The sequence below is a fragment of the Rhodococcus sp. H-CA8f genome (assembly GCF_002501585.1).
Taxonomy (GTDB): Bacteria; Actinomycetota; Actinomycetes; order Mycobacteriales; family Mycobacteriaceae; genus Rhodococcus_F; species Rhodococcus_F erythropolis.
Genome location: NZ_CP023720.1, coordinates 3,957,612 through 3,978,188, shown reverse-complemented (window position 1 = coordinate 3,978,188; position 20,577 = coordinate 3,957,612). Strand labels below are relative to the sequence as shown.

The window sequence follows — 20,577 nt, the reverse complement described above, 5'->3', positions numbered from 1 at the left end:
GACGTGGGGAGGGCTAGGCTCCGTACCTGTGAGATCTCTGCGTCGCTGCTGCCGCCCCGGGTGCAAGAACCCCGCCGTCGCGACGCTTACGTATGTCTACTCGGACTCCACTGCGGTTGTCGGGCCGCTGGCAACCGTCGCCGAGCCCCATTCATGGGATTTGTGTGACACTCACGGCTCTCGAATCACCGCCCCCAAGGGCTGGGAACTCGTCCGCCACGAAGGCGGATTCGCGTCGAGCACTCCCGACGAAGACGATCTGACCGCTTTGGCCGAAGCTGTACGTGAAGCCGGTCTCGGAGATCGCAACAAGTCCAACGTCGACGCAGATGAGGACATACGTCCCGCGGCTCCGAGTACTGCCCGTACAGGGCGTCGTGGACACCTCCGCGTACTGCCCGACCCATCCAACTGACGCGAGATTCGTCGCCGCAGACGCTAGGCTCGACCGAGTACTTCCACACCCGAGTACTGCGAATCTCCGGACGCCATGCGCCCGGACGTTCCCGTCTGTGAGGGTGCATGCACAAGGAGAGTTTTCAGTGGGGCGAACAGCCGAGTCGGTTGCTGCAATCATCAAGGCGTACGACGTGCGCGGCGTGGTCGGTGAGCAGATCGACGAAGATTTTGTCCGCGACGTGGGAGCGTCGTTCGCCCGTCTGGTCCGTGACGAGGCCGGCGCAGCCACGACGGTTGTGATCGGCTACGACATGCGTGCATCGTCGCCCACACTGTCTTCTGCTTTCGGTGACGGCGTGCTCGCTCAAGGACTCGACGTCGTCTACATCGGATTGGCGTCGACCGACGAGCTCTACTTTGCATCCGGTTTGCTGAACTGCCCGGGCGCGATGTTCACGGCGAGCCACAATCCGGCCAAGTACAACGGCATCAAGATGTGCCGGGCCGGCGCCAAGCCCGTCGGTCAGGACACCGGCCTGGCAGTCATCTCCGCCGAGGTCGTCTCGGGTGTTCCCGCGTACGACGGACCGGCAGGTACCGCCAGCACCAAGGACGTCCTCGAGGAATACGCGAGCTACCTCCGCGGATTGGTCGACCTGGCTGCGTTGCGCCCGATGAAGGTCGCAGTCGATGCAGGCAACGGCATGGGCGGCCATACCGCGCCGGCCGTATTCGGGCCGATGCCTCTCGAAGTCCTCCCGCTCTACTTCGAGCTCGACGGCACGTTCCCCAACCACGAAGCCAATCCGCTCGATCCGGCCAACCTCGTCGACCTGCAGGCCTACGTGCGTGAGACCGGAGCAGACATCGGCCTGGCTTTCGACGGTGACGCAGACCGTTGCTTCGTCGTCGACGAGAAGGGCGACCCCGTCTCTCCGTCCGCGGTGACGGCACTTGTCGCCAAGCGCGAACTCGCGAAGGAACCGGGCGCGTCGATCATCCACAATCTGATCACGTCGCGGGCAGTGCCCGAACTGGTCGAAGAACTCGGCGGCGTCGCGATCCGCACACGAGTCGGCCACTCGTTCATCAAGCAGGAGATGGCCGAGACCGGTGCCGTCTTCGGCGGCGAGCACTCAGCTCACTACTACTTCCGCGATTTCTGGGGCGCCGACTCCGGCATGCTCGCGGCGTTGCACGTACTCGCCGCACTGGGCGAGCAGGACCGTCCGCTCTCCGAGTTGATGGCGGAGTACACCCGCTACGCGGCCTCGGGTGAGATCAACTCCACGGTGGCTGACGCGGCCGATCGCACTGCCGCTGTGCTGGCAGCATTCGCGGACCGCACCGAGTCGGTTGATCGCCTCGATGGTGTCACGGTCAGTCTCGAGGGAAATGCCTGGTTCAACTTGCGCGCGTCCAATACCGAGCCTTTGCTGCGACTCAACGTCGAAGCACCCACGTCCGCCGATGTCGACGCATTGGTGAACGAAATTCTGGCGATCGTCCGGGCTTGAATCCGAGTCTGATCGGTTTGTCGGTGAGCCGAAGCCCTGGGATAGTTGGGGGACTATCTCGGGAACGACTGCCTCGGGAACGAGGGCTTTGCCACCACGGACCGCGTAGAGCTGGAATGCTGGATGGTGCGGGAACTGCTAACGGAGAAGGGGGTGCGGTGAGATGACAGCGCCGATGCCGCTTCTCGACCTCGACGACAGCGAGGGTTTGTCGGCTGCCGATTCGGAAGGGCTACTGCGGTCTGTGGCCATGGGGGGCGCACAGATTCGGGCCACCGCATCGGCCGTCGGCGAGGGTGTGATCTCTCGGCTGGCCGGCCTGCGCCCGCGCAGCGTCGTGCTGATTGCCGGTGCCGGTGGCGCTCGGCACGGAGCCAGGATCGCGCTTGCTCTCGTCGGAGATTCGGTCGGTTGTCCGCTCCTCGTACTCGACCGGACGCCGTCGTGGGCCGGACCGTTGGACGTGATCGTCGTTGCCGGTGACGATGCCGGTGATCCGCGCCTGGTCGAATCCGTCGACAGTGCAGTTCGCCGTGGCGCCGAAGTTGTTGTCGCCGTTCCGGACGAGGGGCCCATGCGGGCTGTGGCGGCCGGGCGCACCATGTCGTTGCCGCCGCGGCTCTACGCCTCGCCGAGGCACACGATGACGCGGTTCCTCGCCGTCTTCCTCGCCGTTGCCGCCGAAATCGAGGGCAAGGGATCGATCGAGGACCGTTCGGCGGTGCTCGGTCGGATCGCCGACGCCGTTGATGCGGAGGCGCTGCGGGACGGGCCGGCCAACGAGGTATTCCACAACCCGGCCAAGTCGTTGGCCACCAGAATGAGCGGCCGGCGAGTCGTTCTGTGTGGGAGTGGTTCCGTGACAACAGCACTCGCAGAGTTCTCGAGCGTTTCGCTGATGAGTTCTGGCCTGAATGCCGCTGCCGCCGAGATGTCGGAGGTGATTCGTTCGGCACGAGCTCTGTTCGCGCCGGACGCAGCTTCGCGTGATTCGGTGTTCCACGACCCGTTCTTTCACGATCCGCAACTGGACGGCGCATTGCCGACCCCACCGGCGCGGGCGTTCGTCTTCGCGACGGAATCCACGCGCGGGGAGGCGAGACGCCGGATGGACGCACTGGCCGACGCCGATCTGGTGGTGGCGGCAGACGAAGACCAGACCAACGTGGTGATATCGGAGATGGAGCAGGTATTCGTGTTGGCGTCTCGAGTAGACATGGCCGCGGCGTACGTGCAGTTGACGGGCGGTGCGAAGTAAGTGCGTGAACTCGAAGGTGCACTTCGTTCTTACGCGTGGGGCTCGCGAACGGCAATTGCCGAACTACGCGGTCTTGCGACCCCGTCGAATCATCCCGAAGCGGAGTTGTGGTTGGGCGCGCACCCGGGTGACCCGGCGCGCGTGATCACCGAATCCGGAAGCGAGTCGTTGCTCGAGGTCCTGCACCGCGAACCCGAGCGTGAACTCGGCCGTGAGAACCTCGAGGCATTCGGTGAGCGACTCCCATTCCTGCTCAAGTTGCTTGCGGCGGAAGAACCGCTGTCGCTTCAGGCGCATCCCAGCGCCGTTCAAGCCGACGAGGGTTTTCGTCGTGAGAACGCACTCGGCGTTCCCATGGAATCGCCGATTCGCAACTACAAGGACGGCAGCCACAAGCCCGAACTCGTTGTCGCGCTGAGCAGATTTGAAGCGCTTGCCGGATTCCGCGAGCCGACGCGGACTGTCAAACTGCTGCGCGCTCTGGCCGTCGACGAGTTGGAGCCGTACATCGGTCTGCTCGAAGGCCAACCCGATTCCGACGGACTCCGGGCGTTGTTCACGACATGGATCACGCTGCCGTCCACGGTGCTCGGGACGTTGCTCCCTGCCGTGCTTGCGGGGTGCATCACCTACGTCGCGCACCACGACGCCGAATTCGTGACCGAGATCCGCACCGCGCTGGAATTGAGCGAGGCGTACCCCGGCGACGCCGGCGTTCTGGCGGCACTACTGCTCAACCGCGTCACACTCGAGCCCGGCCAAGGACTGTTTCTCGCTGCGGGAAATCTCCACGCGTATCTCCATGGACTCGCGGTGGAGATCATGGCCAACTCCGACAACGTGCTGCGCGGCGGGCTGACGCCCAAACACGTCGACGTGCCCGAACTGTTGAGGGTTCTGGACTTCGTCGGGGCCGATATCGAAGTGCTCGATCCGGCCCCTTCGCCAGGATCAGGTCAGTCAGGATCAGGTCAGTCAGGGGCAGGTAGATACGAGTACGTCACGCCCGCACCTGAATTTCGTTTGACGCGTCTGGAGTTCGACTCGAATGCCACCGACCTCGTTGCCGAAGCCGGCGGCCCGCGGATTCTGATCTGCACCGACGGCGCGGTCACTGCGACGTGCGGTGCCGACACTCTCGACCTCGATCGGGGCCGAGCCGCGTGGATTGCTGCCGACGAGCCCGTAGTACACCTGACCACACGAACCCCGACTGCGCAGGTTTTCAGTGCAGTGGTCGGTCGATAGGAATCTCGGTCGATAGCGAGGAGACATTGTGTCGGCTCATGGTGGCAAGAAGGCAATTCTGGCGGCCCTCGGAGCCAATGCCGGAATTGCCGTAGCCAAGTTCGCCGGATTCTTGATCACCGGATCGTCGTCGATGCTCGCCGAATCGGTGCACTCGGTGGCCGACACGTCCAATCAGGGTTTGCTGCTCTTGGGGCAGAAGAAGGCAGAACGTGAGGCAGATCAACTGCACCCGTTCGGTTACGGGCGCAACCGGTACTTCTATTCGTTCGTCGTTGCACTGGTGCTCTTCACCCTCGGTTCGCTGTTCGCGATCTACGAAGGTATTCACAAGATTCAGCATCCGGAAGAACTCAATTCGGCTTTCGTGGCAATCGCGATCCTGTTCATCGCGATCTGCCTGGAGGGCTACAGCTTCCGGACCGCAGCGAAGGAATCACGACCGCTCAAGGGAAATGCGTCGTGGTGGAACTTCATCCGAACCTCTCGTAGCCCGGAACTCCCGGTTGTGCTGCTCGAGGACACCGGCGCATTGATCGGTCTCGTCCTTGCACTCGGCGGCGTCGGTCTCACGATGGTGACCGGAAATCCGGTCTTCGACGGCATCGGAACTCTGTGCATCGGTGTCCTGCTCGGCATCATCGCGGTCATTCTGATCATCGAAATGCAGTCGCTGCTGATCGGTGAGGGCGCAACGGCGGTGGAGACCGAACTGATCCTCAACGCACTGGTCGACGGAACTCGTATCGAACGCGTCATTCATTGCAAGACGCAGTACCTCGGTCCCGAGGAGATCCTTGTTGCTGCCAAGGTTGCGGTGCCGGTCGGATCGACGATCTCGGATGTGGCGACGGCGATCGACGAGGCCGAGTCTCGCGTGCGCGCTGCAGTGCCTGCGGCGCGGGTGATCTACCTCGAGCCGGACCTGGATCGTCTCAGCGCAGGAGATCGCTCTGAAACAGATCTGCAGGCTCCCGACAAACCCTGAACAAAGCCGCGCCTGCGGGCTTAGGCTGATGCCATCTCTCTACTTGCCCATGGTGGGACCTGCTGGTCCCCAGCAAGGAGGCGGCAATGGCTGTCAAGGACGAGCAGGCCGGATCTGGACGGTCGAAGCTGTTTCGAACCAAATCGATCGAGCAGTCCATCAAGGACACCGACGAGCCGGAAACCAAACTCCGGAAAGAGCTGAACTCGTGGGATCTCACGGTGTTCGGTGTCGCAGTGGTCATCGGTGCGGGCATCTTCACACTCACGGCTCGGACGGCGGGAAACGTCGCCGGGCCGTCGGTTTCCCTGGCTTTTGTCATCGCGGCAATCGCCTGCGGACTGGCAGCGCTGTGTTACGCCGAGTTCGCGTCGACGGTCCCGGTTGCCGGTAGCGCGTACACGTTCTCGTACGCGACATTCGGCGAATTCGTCGCCTGGATCATCGGCTGGGATCTCATCCTCGAATTCGCCTTGGCGTCTTCGGTGGTGGCAAAAGGCTGGTCGCTGTACCTCGGCGAAGTGATGGGTTCACGCAGCCCGATCGTCGAGTTGGGGCCGATCTCGTTCGACTGGGGTGCGGTGCTGGTGATCGCCGTCATCACGATCCTGCTCGCGACCGGCACAAAACTCTCTTCGAGGGTGTCACTGGTGATCACGGCGATCAAGGTCGCGGTGGTGTTGCTGGTGATCATCGTCGGTCTGTTCTACATCGACACCGACAACTACTCGCCGTACATTCCGCCGTCGGAGCCGGGCTCGACGGGAGAGGGCATCCACCAGTCGTTGTTCTCGTACGTGACCGGGGCCGGTGGCAGCACATTCGGGTGGTACGGATTGCTCGCGGCAGCCAGTCTGGTGTTCTTCGCGTTCATCGGCTTCGACGTCGTCGCCACGACTGCGGAGGAGGCGAAGGAGCCGCAGAAGGCGTTGCCACGCGGCATCCTGGGCTCGCTCTTGATCGTCACGGTTCTGTACGTGGCAGTGACACTCGTGTTGACCGGGATGGTGAAGTACACCGAACTCGAGGGCGATACTTCCAACCTGGCAACGGCATTCGCCTTCCACGACATCACGTGGGCGAAAAACGTCATCTCGTTCGGCGCGTTGGCCGGTCTCACGACCGTGGTGATGGTGCTGATGCTCGGGCAGACCAGGGTGCTCTTCGCGATGGCACGCGACGGTCTGATGCCGCGACGCCTGGCGCCGACCGGCAAGCACGGAACTCCCGTGCGGATCACGATCTTGGTCGGCGTTGTGGTCGCGGTGCTCGCCGGAGTGTTCCCGATCGGCACCCTCGAGGAAATGGTCAATATCGGCACGTTGTTCGCGTTTGTTCTCGTGTCGTTGGGGGTTCTCGTGCTTCGTCGGACGCGGCCGGACCTACCCCGCGGGTTCAGGGTGCCGCTGGTCCCGCTGATCCCGATCCTGGCTGTCCTCGCGTGTCTCTGGTTGATGTTCAACCTGTCGGTGGAGACCTGGATGAGGTTCGTGGTCTGGATGGCCCTCGGTGTTGTCATCTACTTCGCCTACAGCAGGCAGCATTCGTTGATCGGGAAGCGTGAACGCGGCGAAATCGAGTAAATGTACAAAGATTATGATTTGTCTATCACTTGTACAAATAGCGTAGTACTGTCTATCTCAGGGTGAACTGACTCACAGTTGTCGAGTCGGTCCGAATCGAGGAGGTAGACCGTGTCGACGCACGTGAACTCGCAGTCCGGGCAGACACTCCCGCCCGAGCAGTGGCGTGACAAGAAGAGATATCTTTGGCTGCTCGGCCTGGTGCCGCCGACGGCGGTCTTCATTGCCGTCGGATTGGTCGCGTTGTTCAACAGTCTCGGGTGGAACGCGGTCTCGCCGGTGTGGTGGTGGATCGGGCCGTTGCTCGTCTACATCCTGCTCCCGATCCTCGACATCTTCTTCGGTCCGGACGGCGAGAATCCGCCGGACGAGGTGATGGAGCGCCTCGAGAACGACAAGTACTACCGGTACTGCACCTACATCTACATACCGTTCCAGTTGGCCAGCCTGGTCCTGGCCTGCTATCTCTGGTCGGCGACCGACCTGTCCTGGCTCGGAATCGACGGGGGACTGGGGCTGATCTCCAAGATCGGTCTGGCGATCAGTATCGGTTGCGTCGCAGGAATCGGGATCAACACCGCACACGAACTAGGTCACAAGAAGGATGATCTCGAGCGCTGGTTGTCGAAGATCACTCTGGCGCAGTCGTTTTACGGCCACTTCTACATCGAGCACAATCGTGGACACCACGTGCGGGTCGCCACGCCCGAGGACCCGGCGTCGTCTCGCTTCGGCGAGAGCTTCTGGACCTTCCTGCCGCGCAGTGTGTGGGGATCTCTGCGCTCGTCGTGGTCCCTGGAGAAAGCCAGGCTCGATCGACTGGGTAAGAAGCCGTGGACAATTCGCAACGACGTCCTGCATTCGTGGTTGATGTCCGTCGTACTCTTCGGTGTCCTCGTCGCCGTCTTCGGGCTCTCGGTGCTGCCGTTCCTGGTGCTGCAGGCCGTCTTCGGATTCTGCCTGCTCGAAACCGTCAACTACCTCGAACATTACGGACTGAAGCGTCGCCGTCTGGACAGTGGGCGGTACGAGCGCGCCGCACCGGAGCACAGTTGGAACAGCGATCACATCTGCACCAACATCTTCCTGTATCACCTCCAGCGTCACAGTGACCATCATGCGAACCCGACACGTCGTTATCAGACGCTTCGAAGCATGGACGGTGCACCCAACCTGCCCAGTGGGTACGCGAGCATGATCATGCTCGCCTACGTTCCGCCGCTGTGGCGAAAAGTCATGGATCCCAAGGTCCTTGCCCATTACGGCGGTGACATCACGCGAGTCAACGTTCAGCCGTCCAAGCGTGATCGCATTCTCGCCCGGTACGGAGCAGCGTGATGAGCAGCTACCGATGCCCGGTATGTGAATACGTCTACGACGAGTCGAAGGGTGCACCACGAGAAGGGTTTCCGGCAGGAACGCCGTGGGATGCCGTGCCGGACGACTGGTGCTGCCCGGACTGCGGCGTCCGGGAAAAGCTCGACTTCGAACCGATGCCGGCGACGGCGGGGAATGAATCATGAACGACTACAAGCTGTATCAGTGCGCGCAATGCGGATTCGAGTACGACGAGGCAGTCGGCTGGCCGGAGGACGGTATCGAACCGGGAACTCGCTGGGACGACATTCCCGAAGACTGGAGTTGCCCGGACTGCGGCGCGGCGAAGAGCGACTTCTTCATGGTGGAGGTCGAGCGGCGGTGAGTTGCGTCGGCGTCGAACGGACCTGAGCGCGGCGGTAGTGTCGTCACCATGACTTCGACGCCAACTCGTCTGCCGCAGAAAGAAGCGTCGCGCCTGCTGCTGCGTACGTCGGTGCTCGATTCGATGCGTGAGTTGTTGACCGAGCGTGACTGGTCCGAGGTGACGCTGACAGTTCTGGCCAAGCATGCCGGTGTGAGTCGTCAGACGCTCTACAACGAGTTCGGTTCGAGGCAAGGGCTTGCCGAGGCATACGCGCTTCGCCTTGCCGACGGATTCGTCGATGCGGTGGACGAGGCCATGGTGGCGAACGACGGACGTGCAGTCGAGGCACTGACGGCGGGCTTCGGATCGTTTTTCGCCTCCAGCGCAACCGACCCGTTGGTGATCTCTCTGCTCACCGGTGAGGCCAAGCCGGACCTTCTTCGCCTGATCACCACTGACAGCGCGGTCATCATCGAACGCGCGTCGTCGCGGCTTGCGGAGAGCTTCCAGCGAGGGTGGATTCAGGCGTCACCCGCCGATGCCGGGATTCTGGCCAGGGCGATTGCGCGTCTCGGACTCAGCTACATTTCGATGCCGCCGGAGTCCGAGGTTTCGGTGGCGGAGGATCTGGGCACATTGCTCGGGCCCTTCATCGACGTGGCGCGCGAGGGCCGGGCAGCAGAGGGGCGGGCGGGAGAGGGCGTCTAACCGATAGCCTGGTACACCGATAGGCTTGTGCATAGTTTGCACGTCAACCAGGAGAGGCAGATGACGACCTCAGTTTCAACAACGCCCGTGGCCGAGAGCCATAACGGCATCGACTTCAAAGTTGCAGATCTTTCGCTCGCGGAGTTCGGTCGCAAGGAAATCCGTCTGGCAGAGCACGAGATGCCCGGCCTCATGGCGCTTCGTCGCGAATACGCAGAGGTGTTGCCGCTCAAGGGCGCTCGCGTTTCCGGCTCGCTGCACATGACCATTCAGACCGCGGTTCTGATCGAGACGCTGACGGCGCTCGGCGCCGAGGTCCGCTGGGCTTCGTGCAACATCTTCTCCACGCAGGATCATGCTGCCGCCGCCATCGTCGTCGGTCCGCACGGCACCCCGGAAGAGCCCAAGGGCGTTCCGGTTTTCGCCTGGAAGGGTGAAACCCTCGAAGAGTACTGGTGGGCAGCCGAGCAGATGCTGACCTGGCCGGGCGAGCCCGCCAACATGATTCTCGACGATGGCGGCGACGCCACCATGCTGGTGCTCAAGGGCGCACAGTTCGAGAAGGCCGGCGTCGTGCCGCCGACGGACGACGACCAGGATTCCGACGAGTACAAGGTCTTCCTTGCGCTTCTGCGTCAGTCGCTCGCCGCTGACAAGGGCAAGTGGACTGCGATCGCCGAGTCCGTCCAGGGTGTCACCGAGGAGACCACCACGGGCGTTCTTCGTCTGTACCAGGTTGCCGCTGCCGGCGAACTCACGTTCCCCGCGATCAACGTCAACGACTCGGTCACCAAGAGCAAGTTCGACAACAAGTACGGCACACGCCACTCGCTGCTCGACGGCATCAACCGCGGCACCGACGTTCTGATCGGCGGCAAGGCTGCGCTGGTCTGTGGTTACGGAGACGTCGGCAAGGGTTGTGCCGAGGCACTTCGTGGCCAGGGCGCTCGCGTCGCGGTCACCGAGGTCGACCCCATCAACGCCCTTCAGGCGCTCATGGACGGCTTCGAGGTCAAGACAGTCGAGCAGGCCATCGGCTGGGCCGACATCGTGATCACGTCCACCGGTAACAAGGACATCATCACGTTCGAGCACATGAAGGCCATGAAGCACCAGGCCATCCTGGGCAACATCGGTCACTTCGACAACGAGATCGACATGGCAGGCCTCGAGAAGTCCGGCGACGTCACGCGGATCAACATCAAGCCGCAGGTCGACGAGTTCACCTTCGCCGACGGCCACTCGATCATCGTGCTGTCCGAAGGCCGCCTGCTCAACCTCGGCAACGCGACGGGCCACCCGTCGTTCGTGATGAGCAACAGCTTCTCCAACCAGGTCATCGCACAGATCGAACTGTGGACGAAGCCGGACGAGTACGACAACGAGGTCTACCGCCTCCCGAAGCACCTCGACGAGAAGGTCGCCAAGATCCACGTCGAGGCACTCGGTGGCACGCTGACCAAGCTCACGAAAGATCAGGCTGAGTACATCGGCGTCGACGTCGAAGGCCCGTACAAGCCGGAGCACTACCGCTACTGACCCGGCGATTCGTCGCTGAGAATGTAGTGCCCGCCGTCCCCCGGTCTGCGCAAGCAGGCCGGGGGATAGGCTTGTCCGCCGTGGGAACACTGGTGGCATTGGAAGGCCTCGACGGAGCTGGAAAGCGAACGTTGATCGGCAAAGTGGAGACCGAACTCCGCCGCGGCGGCACGTCGATCGCGACTCTGGATTTTCCGCGGTACGGAAAGTCGATCCACGCGGATCTTGCTGCCGAGGCGCTCAAAGGATCACACGGAGACCTGGCTGAATCCGTGAACGCGATGGCAGTCCTGTTCGCCTTGGACCGCGCCGGTGCTGCGGATCGGATCTCGGAACTGTTGTCCGCCAACGACATTGTTCTCCTCGATCGCTACGTTGCCTCCAACGCTGCCTACAACGCGGCGCGCGTGCATCAGGGCGTGGACGGCGAGATGGTCGCCTGGATCCGTGAATTGGAGTTGGGTCGACTCGCTCTCCCCGCTCCCGATCTGCAGCTGTACCTCGACGTGCCGGTAGCCCTGGCCGAGCAGCGCGCCCGCTCCCGTGAGGCCCAGGACGCGTCGCGTCAGCTCGACGCCTACGAGCGCGACGGCGGTCTTCAGGCCAGAACCGGTGAGCTCTACAAGCAGTTGGCAGCGACGAACTGGGCCTCACCCTGGTGGATCGTGGGGCCGGAGACGGACCCGGCAGATCTGGCACGCAGGCTCGCGGATTTCGCGTGATCGGTCACCCTGGCAGCCGGGATTCGAACTTTCCGGCACAGTAGAGGGAAAGACGCGGCACGCCGCACGGCCTCGTAACGGTCTGATTCATCGCTCCGAGATGCAACGATAGGGATATGAAACCAAGGATTCTGGTTGTCGACGACGACACGGCACTCGCCGAGATGCTCACGATCGTGCTGCGTGGTGAGGGTTTTGATCCCTACGTGGTAGGCGACGGAACCCTGGCGCTCGCGGCAGTGCGTGAGACGCGCCCCGATCTCGTCCTGCTCGATCTCATGCTTCCCGGAATGAACGGGATCGACGTATGCCGGGTTCTGCGTGCGGATTCCGGTGTGCCCATCGTGATGTTGACGGCCAAGACCGACACCGTCGACGTCGTGCTCGGCCTCGAATCCGGTGCGGACGACTACATCATGAAGCCGTTCAAGCCGAAGGAATTGGTGGCGCGAGTTCGCGCTCGCCTGCGCCGCACCGAAGAGGAACCGGCCGAGCTGCTGAGCATCGCCGACATCGTGATCGACGTTCCGGCGCACAAGGTCAGCCGCGGCAGCGAGCAGATCTCGCTCACACCACTCGAATTCGACCTGCTGGTCGCATTGGCGCGCAAGCCGCGCCAGGTGTTCACCCGTGAAGTCCTTCTCGAGCAGGTGTGGGGATACCGCCACGCCGCCGATACCCGTCTGGTGAACGTGCACGTTCAGCGTTTGCGCGCCAAGGTCGAAACTGATCCCGAGAATCCCGAAGTGGTTCTGACGGTCAGGGGGGTCGGCTACAAGGCCGGACCGCCGTGAGCGGAGTTTCCAGGTGGCGTCGTCGTCTCAATCGACGGCTGACGCCATTTCTGCGGTGGTGTCACTCGATGAGCAACACCCTCGCGCACACGTGGCGACGCTCGCTCCAGTTGCGAGTGGTCGTCTCGACTTTGACGTTGTCCTTGATCGTCATCGTCATTCTCGGTGTCGTGCTGACCAGCCAGATCACCGATCGACTGTTGGAAACGAAGATCACCGCGGCAACCGAGGAAATGGACCGTGCCCGCGGCATCGTCGAAGACCAACTCGCGGGCGTCGACGATTCGACGGCGCTCAACGTTCAATTGGAAAGCGCTGCATCCGGACTGACAAGCCGTCGCAACCAGACCTCGGGCCAGGCCTCCGGGTCGGCCGGCACCTTCGACCCGGTGCTCATCGTGCCTGGGGACGGGCCGCGCCAGCCGACGAGTTCGGGACCGGTCGATCAGATCCCCGACAACCTGCGCGAGTTCGTCAAACGCGGCCAGATCAGCTACCAATTCGCGACGGTGTCCAACCCGAACGGTTACTCCGGTCCCGCGCTGATCATCGGTAGCCCCACCGCGTCGTCGATATCGGGACTCGAGCTGTACCTGATCTTCCCGCTCGCAAGCGAAGACCGGAGTCTGTCGCTTGTTCGAAGCACCCTGCTGATCGGTGGAGCCGTGTTGCTGGTGCTCCTGGCTGCGATTTCGCTGTTGGTTGCCAGGCAGGTCGTGCTTCCCATCCGATCGGCCTCACGAATCGCGGTGCGTTTCGCAGACGGCCGACTCAAGGAACGAATGCCGGTCCGCGGCGAGGACGACATGGCGCGTTTGGCCATGTCCTTCAACGAGATGGCCGAGAGTCTGTCCAAACAGATCACCCAGTTGGAGGAGTTCGGCAGTCTCCAGAAACGCTTCACCTCCGATGTCAGCCATGAACTCCGCACACCACTGACCACGGTCCGCATGGCAGCCGACCTGATCTACGACGGCAGCGAGAACCTCGACCCGATGCTGCGTCGGTCGTCGGAACTGCTTGTCGCCGAGCTGGACAGGTTCGAGGGGCTTCTGGCGGACCTCCTCGAGATCTCCCGCCACGACGCCGGTGTCGCGGAACTCGCATCCGAACAACTCGACGTGCGTATGTGTGCGCGAGCGGCCGTTTCCACGGTTCGCCATCTCGCCCGCGAATCCGGCACCGAACTGATCGTGGACATGCCGGACGAGCCCGTCATGGCGGATGTCGATCCGCGCCGCGTCGAACGCATCCTGCGAAATCTCCTGGCCAACGCCATCGACCACGGTGAGGGGAAGCCGATTCTGCTTCGCCTTCGCGCCGACGACAATGCCCTCGCCTTCATCGTCCGCGACAGTGGCGTCGGGTTGCGTCCGGGCGAGGAGAAGTTGGTCTTCAACCGGTTCTGGCGATCGGACCCGTCCCGCGTGCGCCGCAGTGGCGGCACCGGACTCGGCCTCGCGATCAGCGTCGAAGACGCGAATCTGCACGACGGCAAGCTCGAGGCCTGGGGCGAACCGGGAGTCGGCGCCTGCTTCCGGCTGACGCTCTCGCGCACCCGTGGCAAGAAAGTCGTGTCGAGCCCACTACCTCTCAAGCCGACGACCACAAAGTTCGTCCGCACGCCGAGCGAAGCCGACATCGTCGCCGATACCGTCGGCGAGGTCACGTCGTCCCTGCCGACTCCGCGCGAATCGGACTCGCGGAACGAGTCCAACGGTGGGGATCGATCATGATCGAAACCCGCCGCCGTCTGGCACTTCTCGCAACAACGCTCAGCGTGCTGTTGCTGACCGGCGCGTGCGCGAGTTTGCCGGAATCCTCCTCGCCGCAGGCAATCGGAACTCTGGCAACAGCTGTGCCCGGAACCTCCGTCGAATCACCGGCATCGGGGCGAGAGCCGGACTTGCTGGTACGTGACTTCGTCAAGGCGAGTACCGATCCGTCCAACCGGCATGCCGCAGCCCGTCAGTACCTCACCAAAGACGCGTCGGCGCGCTGGGACGACGCGGCCAGTGCCGTCATCGTCGACAAGATCGACACCCTGTCGGCGTCGCGAACCAGTTCCGAAGCGGTGTACACGATTCGTGTGAACAAGGTCGGTCGCCTCGACCCCGGCGGGCTGTACGTCCCCGAAGAGGGCAGCTTCGAAGCGAAGATGACGCTGACGTTGACCGATGGCGAATGGCGTATCAGCGATCTGCCACCCGGTGTGATCATGGAGCGCCCGCAGTTCCTCGGCGCATATCAGCGGAAGTCGTTGTTCTTCCTCGACCCGACGAGCCAGACAGTCGTCCCCGATCTTCGCTGGATCTCCGGCGGACAGGACCAGGTGGCAGCTCAGCTGATCGGCCTGATGATCGACGGACCGAAGGCAGCGCTGGCGCCGGCTGTACGAAACGAACTCGGCAATGGCGTGTCGGTGATCGGTCCGATCACCAAGGCCGACGGCAAGCCGGGACAGGTCGGAGTCGGTCTCGGCGGTGTGCGCATCAACTTCCGTCTGGACAACCCGATGGATGCTGCGACGCGCGGTTTGTTTGCAGCGCAAGTCATCTGGACGCTCGCCAATGCCGATGTCGCGGGGCCGTACGTTCTGGAGATCGACGGCGAACCGCTGGACGCTGCTCATGCGGAAGGCTGGACCACCGCCGACGTCGCGTCGACCAACCCGCTGGCCACCACGAGTGCGACCGTCGGACTGCACGCACTGCGCAACGGTTCACTGGTGAGCGTCAGCGAGCAGGAGGCGACTCCGGTGCCCGGTTTCGCGGGCAATGCGGGCAACCTCACGGCGGCTGCTCTCTCGCGGGACGGCAAGTTGGTCGCAGCCGTCGCAGACACCGCTCGGCCGGATCCAGCCACCCGGTTCGACTTGTCGCTCGGTACATACGGCGATGGTTCCGCTCCGGTGCTCGAAGGCAGCGCCATCACCCGACCTTCGTGGGAGCTGGACAACAATGCTGTCTGGGCGGCGGTGAACGGCAATACCGTCGTTCGGGTCGTCCGCGAACCAGGAACCGGTCGGGTGTCGGTCACCAACGTCGATGTCGGGGCGTTGACGTCGGTCGGCTCCACGATCTCGGAATTGCGTCTCTCTCGCGACGGCGTGCGAGCCGCGATGATCATCGACGGCAAGGTCTACCTGGCCGTGGTCGTGCGCACACCCAGCGGGGTCTACGCCCTGACGAGTCCGCGTGCGGTGGCGTCCGGCTTGGGCAGTACCGCGCTCTCACTCGACTGGAGCAACAGCGACACCATCGTGATCGCGCGCAGTGGAGCCGACATACCGGTCGTCCAGGTCGCCATAGACGGTTCACGAATGGACGCGCTGCCGAGTGGAAACCTGACCGCTCCCGTCACCTCCGTGGATGCGTCGCCGACCACCGAGTACGTCGCCGACGCGCGTGCGGTGTTCCAACTGAACAACAACGACCCCGCCGGGGATCGACGCTGGCGTGAAGTGACTGTGCTGACCGGACAGAAGGCGATTCCGGTTCTACCCGGCTGACGTCTCTGTGCTCTGGTGCATGTCGGTGCTCTGATTCATGATTCGGCCATGGGGGACAAGAAATTCGGTGCCGGATTGCTCGATCTGCTGTTGCCACGCGAGTGTGGTGGGTGTGGCCGCACGGGGACACTGTGGTGCGGTGAGTGCGCGGAACTGCTGCGTGACCATCCGGTTCAATTGAGTCCGCGCGTAGACCCGGGCGTGCCGGTCTGGGCACTCGGCCGCTACGACGGCCCCAGGCGGCGCAGTGTGATCGAGATGAAGGAACGGGGTCGTCGAGACCTCGCGACGCCTCTGGGGATCGCTGTGGCCGGCGCATTGGGCACTCTGGAACGGTGGGGCGAGGTCGGCGGCGGGGGTCGTACGCCGATCATGCTGGTGCCGGCTCCCACACGCGCCCGAGCGGCGCGTTCTCGCGGGGGTGATCCGGTTCGCCGGATAGCCGAGAGTGTGCGCGAAAAGCGGGAAGTTGGTTCTGTCGAGGGGCGTCCGGTACGTGTCTGTCCGATTCTCCGGATGACGCGAGGAGTACGTGACTCGGTCGGACTGTCCGCGGCCGACCGGGTGACCAATGTGAACGGTCATGTGTCTCTCGACACCACTGCAGTCTCTTCGATTGTCGGGGACGGCGACATCGTCCTGCTCGACGACGTCCTGACCACGGGAGCGACTGCGGCAGAGTCGGTTCGGGCTCTCGCGCTCAGTGGGATTCGGACAACTCTCGTGCTTGTTCTTGCAGGGGCTTAGATGAATTTCGTTGGAACAGTGGCACTCGCGCGCGTTACGTACTAGCGTCGGCGGCACACCCGAAAATACTGGTAGGAGGTGGTACTTCGATACTGGTGCCGGGCGGATCCCCTCTCGGTACTTGCAGAATTTGCCGCCGCCCACCGTGGGGCGGGGCCGTAATTGGGAGGTACGAGTGACGACCCCTTCGCAAGCCTCGTTTTTCATCGAGGACGCCACCATCGAGCGTTCCGAGAATGCCGCAGCTCCGAGATCCGACGTCGTGGTCAAGGGACGAAATGTCGAGATCCCCGATCACTTCCGAATCTACGTTTCGGAAAAGCTGGCGCGACTCGAACACTTCGACCCCTCCATATTCCACTTCGACGTGGAACTTCAACATGAACGCAACCGACGACAGGCCAAGAGTTGCCAGCGCGTCGAGATCACCGCTCGAGGTAAAGGCCCGGTGGCCCGAGCCGAAGCGTCCGCAGACAGCTTCTACGCCGCCTTCGAATCGGTGATCGACAAGCTCGAGAGTCGCCTCCGTCGAACCAAGGACCGCAAGAAGGTCCATTACGGCGACAAGCGACCGGTGTCCGTCGCGGAGGCAACCGCCTCCCTCGTCGACGCAGACTCACTCGGAGTCACACCGGACATTTCGCTGAACGGCCAAGAGCCGGACGAGTACGACGGCCCGGGACGCGTGGTCCGCACGAAGGATCACCCGGCCGAGCCGATGACCATCGACGACGCTCTGTACGAGATGGAACTGGTCGGACACGACTTCTTTCTCTTCCATGACAAGGAGTCGGACAAGCCGTCCGTCGTCTACCGTCGTCACGCTTTCGACTACGGATTGATCCGCCTGACATGACCCAATCGGTGGTGGGTTTGCTCGCTCGCCGCCGGTAGCGCCTACCATGGAATCCGGCCGGAGTTTTCGGACCCCGGCCGGATTTTCAGTGTGTGACCCCTGTCGCCGAAGATTGAGGACGAAGAAGACTGTGCCGTCGCTGTCGCTATCGAAGCTGCTCCGTGTTGGTGAAGGTCGCATGGTCAAGCGGCTCAAGCACATCGCCGAGCATGTGGAATCTCTGTCGCCCGATGTCGAAGGCCTGACAGACGAGCAACTCAAAGCCAAGACCACCGAGTTCCGTGAGCGCTATGCCGCCGGGGAAACTCTCGACGAGTTGCTGCCCGAGGCATTCTCCGTGGCCCGTGAGACGTCGTGGCGCGTGATCAACCAGAAGCACTTCCACGTGCAGATCATGGGTGGCGCGGCCCTGCACTTCGGCAACGTCGCCGAGATGAAGACCGGTGAGGGCAAGACTCTGACGTCGGTTCTTCCGGCTTATCTCAACGCGATCGCCGGTGACGGCGTCCATGTGGTCACGACCAACGACTACCTCGCCAAGCGTGACTCCGAGTGGATGGGTCGCGTTCACCGCGCCCTCGGCCTCGAGACCAGTGTGATCCTGTCGGGCATGACGCCGGCCGAGCGCCGCGTCGCCTACGCAGCCGACATCACGTACGGGACCAACAACGAGTTCGGCTTCGACTACCTGCGCGACAACATGACGCATTCGCTGGACGACCTGGTCCAGCGTGGCCACGCGTTTGCCATCGTGGACGAGGTCGACTCGATCCTCATCGACGAAGCCCGAACCCCGCTCATCATCTCGGGCCCGGCCGACGGCTCCAGCAAGTGGTACAGCGAGTTCGCTCGCATCGCGCCGCTGCTGAAGAAGGACGTCCACTACGAGGTCGACATCCGCAAGCGCACCATCGGTGTGCACGAGGCGGGCGTCGAACTGGTCGAGGACCAGCTCGGTATCGACAACCTGTACGAAGCCGCGAATTCTCCGTTGGTGAGCTACTTGAACAACGCGATCAAGGCCAAGGAGCTCTACACCAAGGACAAGGACTACATCGTCCGCGACGGTGAGGTCATCATCGTCGACGAGTTCACCGGCCGCGTGCTGGTCGGCCGCCGCTACAACGAGGGCATGCACCAGGCGATCGAGGCCAAGGAGAAGGTGGAGATCAAGGCGGAGAATCAGACTCTCGCCACCATCACCCTGCAGAACTACTTCCGTCTGTACGACAAGTTGTCCGGCATGACGGGTACCGCCGAGACGGAAGCTGCCGAGCTTCACCAGACTTACACCCTCGGTGTGATCCCGATCCCGACCAACCGTCCGATGGTCCGAGTCGACAACGGCGACCTCATCTACAAGACCGAGGAAGCCAAGTTCGACGCGGTGGTCGACGACGTCGTCGAGCGCCACGAGAACGGCCAGCCCGTCCTGATCGGTACCACCAGCGTCGAGCGCTCGGAGTACCTGTCCAAGCAGTTCACCAAGCGCGGCGTTGCACACAACGTCCTCAATGCGAAGTTCCACGAGAAGGAAGCGACCATCATCGCCGAGGCCGGTCGCTCCGGTGCGGTCACCGTCGCGACCAACATGGCCGGCCGTGGTACCGACGTCGTTCTCGGTGGTAACCCGGACATCATCGCGGACATCGCGCTGCGCAAGAAGGGCCTCGATCCGGTCACGACGCCGGACGAGTACGAAGCAGCCTGGGACGCAGTCCTGGACGAGGTCAAGGCTGAGGTCAAGGCAGACGCGGAGAAGGTCCGCGACGCCGGCGGCCTGTACGTTCTGGGCACCGAGCGTCACGAATCGCGTCGTATCGACAACCAGTTGCGCGGTCGTTCCGGACGTCAGGGTGATCCCGGCGAATCGCGGTTCTACCTTTCGCTCGGTGACGAGCTCATGCGTCGCTTCAACGGTTCGGCCCTCGAGTCGATCATGACGCGCCTCAACCTTCCCGACGACGTCCCGATCGAAGCCAAGATGGTCTCGAAGGCCATCAAGAGCGCTCAGACTCAGGTCGAGCAGCAGAACTTCGAAATTCGCAAGAATGTCCTCAAGTACGACGAGGTCATGAACCAGCAGCGAACGGTCATCTACAAGGAGCGCCGCCAGATCCTCGAGGGTGAGGACATGGAGGGCCAGGTCGAGCAGATGATCACTGACGTGGTCACCGCCTACGTCGACGGTGCGACCGCCGAGGGATACGTCGAGGACTGGGATCTCGAGCAGCTGTGGACCGCGCTCAAGACGCTCTACCCGGTCGGCATCGATCACAAGACGTTGGCAGGGGAGGACGGCGCAGGCATCAACAGTGACCTGAGCCGTGACGACCTGCGAACCGCTTTGCTCGAAGACGCCCACGCGGCGTACAAGAAGCGCGAAGCCGAGATCGATGCGATCGCCGGCGAAAACGGTATGCGTGAACTCGAGCGTCGTGTCTTCCTCTCGGTCCTGGACCGCAAGTGGCGTGAGCATCTCTACGAGATGGATTACCTCAAGGAGGGAATCGGTCTGCGTGCGATGGCCCAGCGCGATCCGCTGGTCGAGTACCAGCGCGAGGGTTACGACATGTTCATCGGCATGCTCGACGGATTGAAGGAAGAGTCCGTCGGATTCCTCTTCAACCTGCAGGTCGAGGCAGCTCCGGCGCAGCCCGCGAGCGGAATTTCCGTCACGGCCGGCTCGGCCGCTGCGGCGTCCGCCACGGCGCCCAAGCCGCTCCCGACGCAGGAAGCCGCAGCCAGGACAACCGGAACTGCTGCCCCGACGGCGTTGCGCGCCAAGGGACTTGACGACGAAGGTCCGTCGCGATTGACGTACACCGGCCCGGACGAGGACGGTAAGGCGAAGGCAACCCGCGACTCGGCCGCCGACTCCGGTGACGGGGCCGCCTCGCGCCGCGAACGTCGTGAAGCAGCACGGACGCAGTCGAAGAGCAATCGAGCTCCGAAGTCCAAGCGCAAGCGCTGAGGTTCAGTACAGCTGAGCTACCAGCGCAGTTAGTACTCAGCAGGCTGGA

Annotated in this window: 18 protein-coding genes; all 18 read left to right on the top strand. The window is 63.1% G+C overall.

Annotated elements, in window-relative coordinates; genetic code table 11:
- Positions 1-28: 28 nt before the first annotated feature.
- On the top strand, positions 29-415 hold the full coding sequence (locus CPI83_RS18525; protein ID WP_020969213.1) for a DUF3499 domain-containing protein: 387 nt from the start codon (positions 29-31) through the stop codon (positions 413-415).
- A gap of 127 nt (positions 416-542) precedes the next feature.
- Entirely contained in the window at positions 543-1,916 is a 1,374-nt protein-coding gene (locus CPI83_RS18520) for a phosphomannomutase/phosphoglucomutase (RefSeq protein ID WP_019747772.1), read from the top strand.
- A gap of 163 nt (positions 1,917-2,079) precedes the next feature.
- Positions 2,080-3,174: a hypothetical protein gene (locus tag CPI83_RS18515; RefSeq protein ID WP_021332559.1), complete on the top strand. Its 1,095-nt coding sequence runs from the start codon at positions 2,080-2,082 to the stop codon at positions 3,172-3,174.
- Positions 3,175-4,422: a mannose-6-phosphate isomerase, class I gene (gene manA, locus CPI83_RS18510; protein WP_097387537.1), complete on the top strand. Its 1,248-nt coding sequence runs from the start codon at positions 3,175-3,177 to the stop codon at positions 4,420-4,422.
- Positions 4,423-4,450: 28 nt separating this feature from the next.
- Entirely contained in the window at positions 4,451-5,410 is a 960-nt protein-coding gene (locus tag CPI83_RS18505) for a cation diffusion facilitator family transporter (protein ID WP_097387536.1), read from the top strand.
- Positions 5,411-5,496: 86 nt separating this feature from the next.
- Positions 5,497-6,993, top strand: a complete 1,497-nt coding sequence (locus CPI83_RS18500) for an amino acid permease (protein ID WP_019747776.1) — start codon at positions 5,497-5,499, stop codon at positions 6,991-6,993.
- A gap of 111 nt (positions 6,994-7,104) precedes the next feature.
- Positions 7,105-8,331, top strand: a complete 1,227-nt coding sequence (locus CPI83_RS18495) for an alkane 1-monooxygenase (protein ID WP_020907102.1) — start codon at positions 7,105-7,107, stop codon at positions 8,329-8,331.
- Positions 8,331-8,516 carry a rubredoxin gene (locus CPI83_RS18490; protein WP_081098345.1) on the top strand — a complete coding sequence of 62 codons (186 nt, stop codon included), beginning with the start codon at positions 8,331-8,333 and terminating at the stop codon, positions 8,514-8,516. The genes CPI83_RS18495 and CPI83_RS18490 overlap by 1 nt, the downstream gene beginning before the upstream one ends.
- Positions 8,513-8,695 (top strand): rubredoxin, encoded by a 183-nt coding sequence (locus CPI83_RS18485; protein ID WP_003940894.1) that lies wholly within the window; start codon positions 8,513-8,515, stop codon positions 8,693-8,695. Before CPI83_RS18490 ends, CPI83_RS18485 begins: the two co-directional genes overlap by 4 nt.
- A gap of 48 nt (positions 8,696-8,743) precedes the next feature.
- Positions 8,744-9,385, top strand: a complete 642-nt coding sequence (locus CPI83_RS18480; RefSeq protein ID WP_097387535.1) for a TetR family transcriptional regulator — start codon at positions 8,744-8,746, stop codon at positions 9,383-9,385.
- Positions 9,386-9,445: 60 nt separating this feature from the next.
- Positions 9,446-10,924 carry an adenosylhomocysteinase gene (gene ahcY, locus CPI83_RS18475; RefSeq protein ID WP_097387534.1) on the top strand — a complete coding sequence of 493 codons (1,479 nt, stop codon included), beginning with the start codon at positions 9,446-9,448 and terminating at the stop codon, positions 10,922-10,924.
- 80 nt (positions 10,925-11,004) lie between these two features.
- On the top strand, positions 11,005-11,646 hold the full coding sequence (locus CPI83_RS18470) for a dTMP kinase (protein ID WP_020907105.1): 642 nt from the start codon (positions 11,005-11,007) through the stop codon (positions 11,644-11,646).
- 116 nt (positions 11,647-11,762) lie between these two features.
- On the top strand, positions 11,763-12,440 hold the full coding sequence (gene mtrA / locus CPI83_RS18465; RefSeq protein WP_003941013.1) for an MtrAB system response regulator MtrA: 678 nt from the start codon (positions 11,763-11,765) through the stop codon (positions 12,438-12,440).
- Positions 12,437-14,176 (top strand): MtrAB system histidine kinase MtrB, encoded by a 1,740-nt coding sequence (gene mtrB / locus CPI83_RS18460; protein ID WP_019747781.1) that lies wholly within the window; start codon positions 12,437-12,439, stop codon positions 14,174-14,176. Before mtrA ends, mtrB begins: the two co-directional genes overlap by 4 nt.
- On the top strand, positions 14,173-15,951 hold the full coding sequence (gene lpqB / locus CPI83_RS18455) for an MtrAB system accessory lipoprotein LpqB (RefSeq protein WP_019747782.1): 1,779 nt from the start codon (positions 14,173-14,175) through the stop codon (positions 15,949-15,951). Before mtrB ends, lpqB begins: the two co-directional genes overlap by 4 nt.
- Before the next feature lie 48 nt (positions 15,952-15,999).
- Entirely contained in the window at positions 16,000-16,698 is a 699-nt protein-coding gene (locus CPI83_RS18450) for a ComF family protein (RefSeq protein ID WP_020969219.1), read from the top strand.
- 175 nt (positions 16,699-16,873) lie between these two features.
- Positions 16,874-17,554 (top strand): ribosome-associated translation inhibitor RaiA, encoded by a 681-nt coding sequence (raiA, locus tag CPI83_RS18445; protein ID WP_003940893.1) that lies wholly within the window; start codon positions 16,874-16,876, stop codon positions 17,552-17,554.
- Positions 17,555-17,684: 130 nt separating this feature from the next.
- Positions 17,685-20,528, top strand: coding sequence for a preprotein translocase subunit SecA (gene secA / locus CPI83_RS18440; protein ID WP_046378336.1), 2,844 nt, complete (start codon positions 17,685-17,687; stop codon positions 20,526-20,528).
- Positions 20,529-20,577 lie beyond the last annotated feature (49 nt).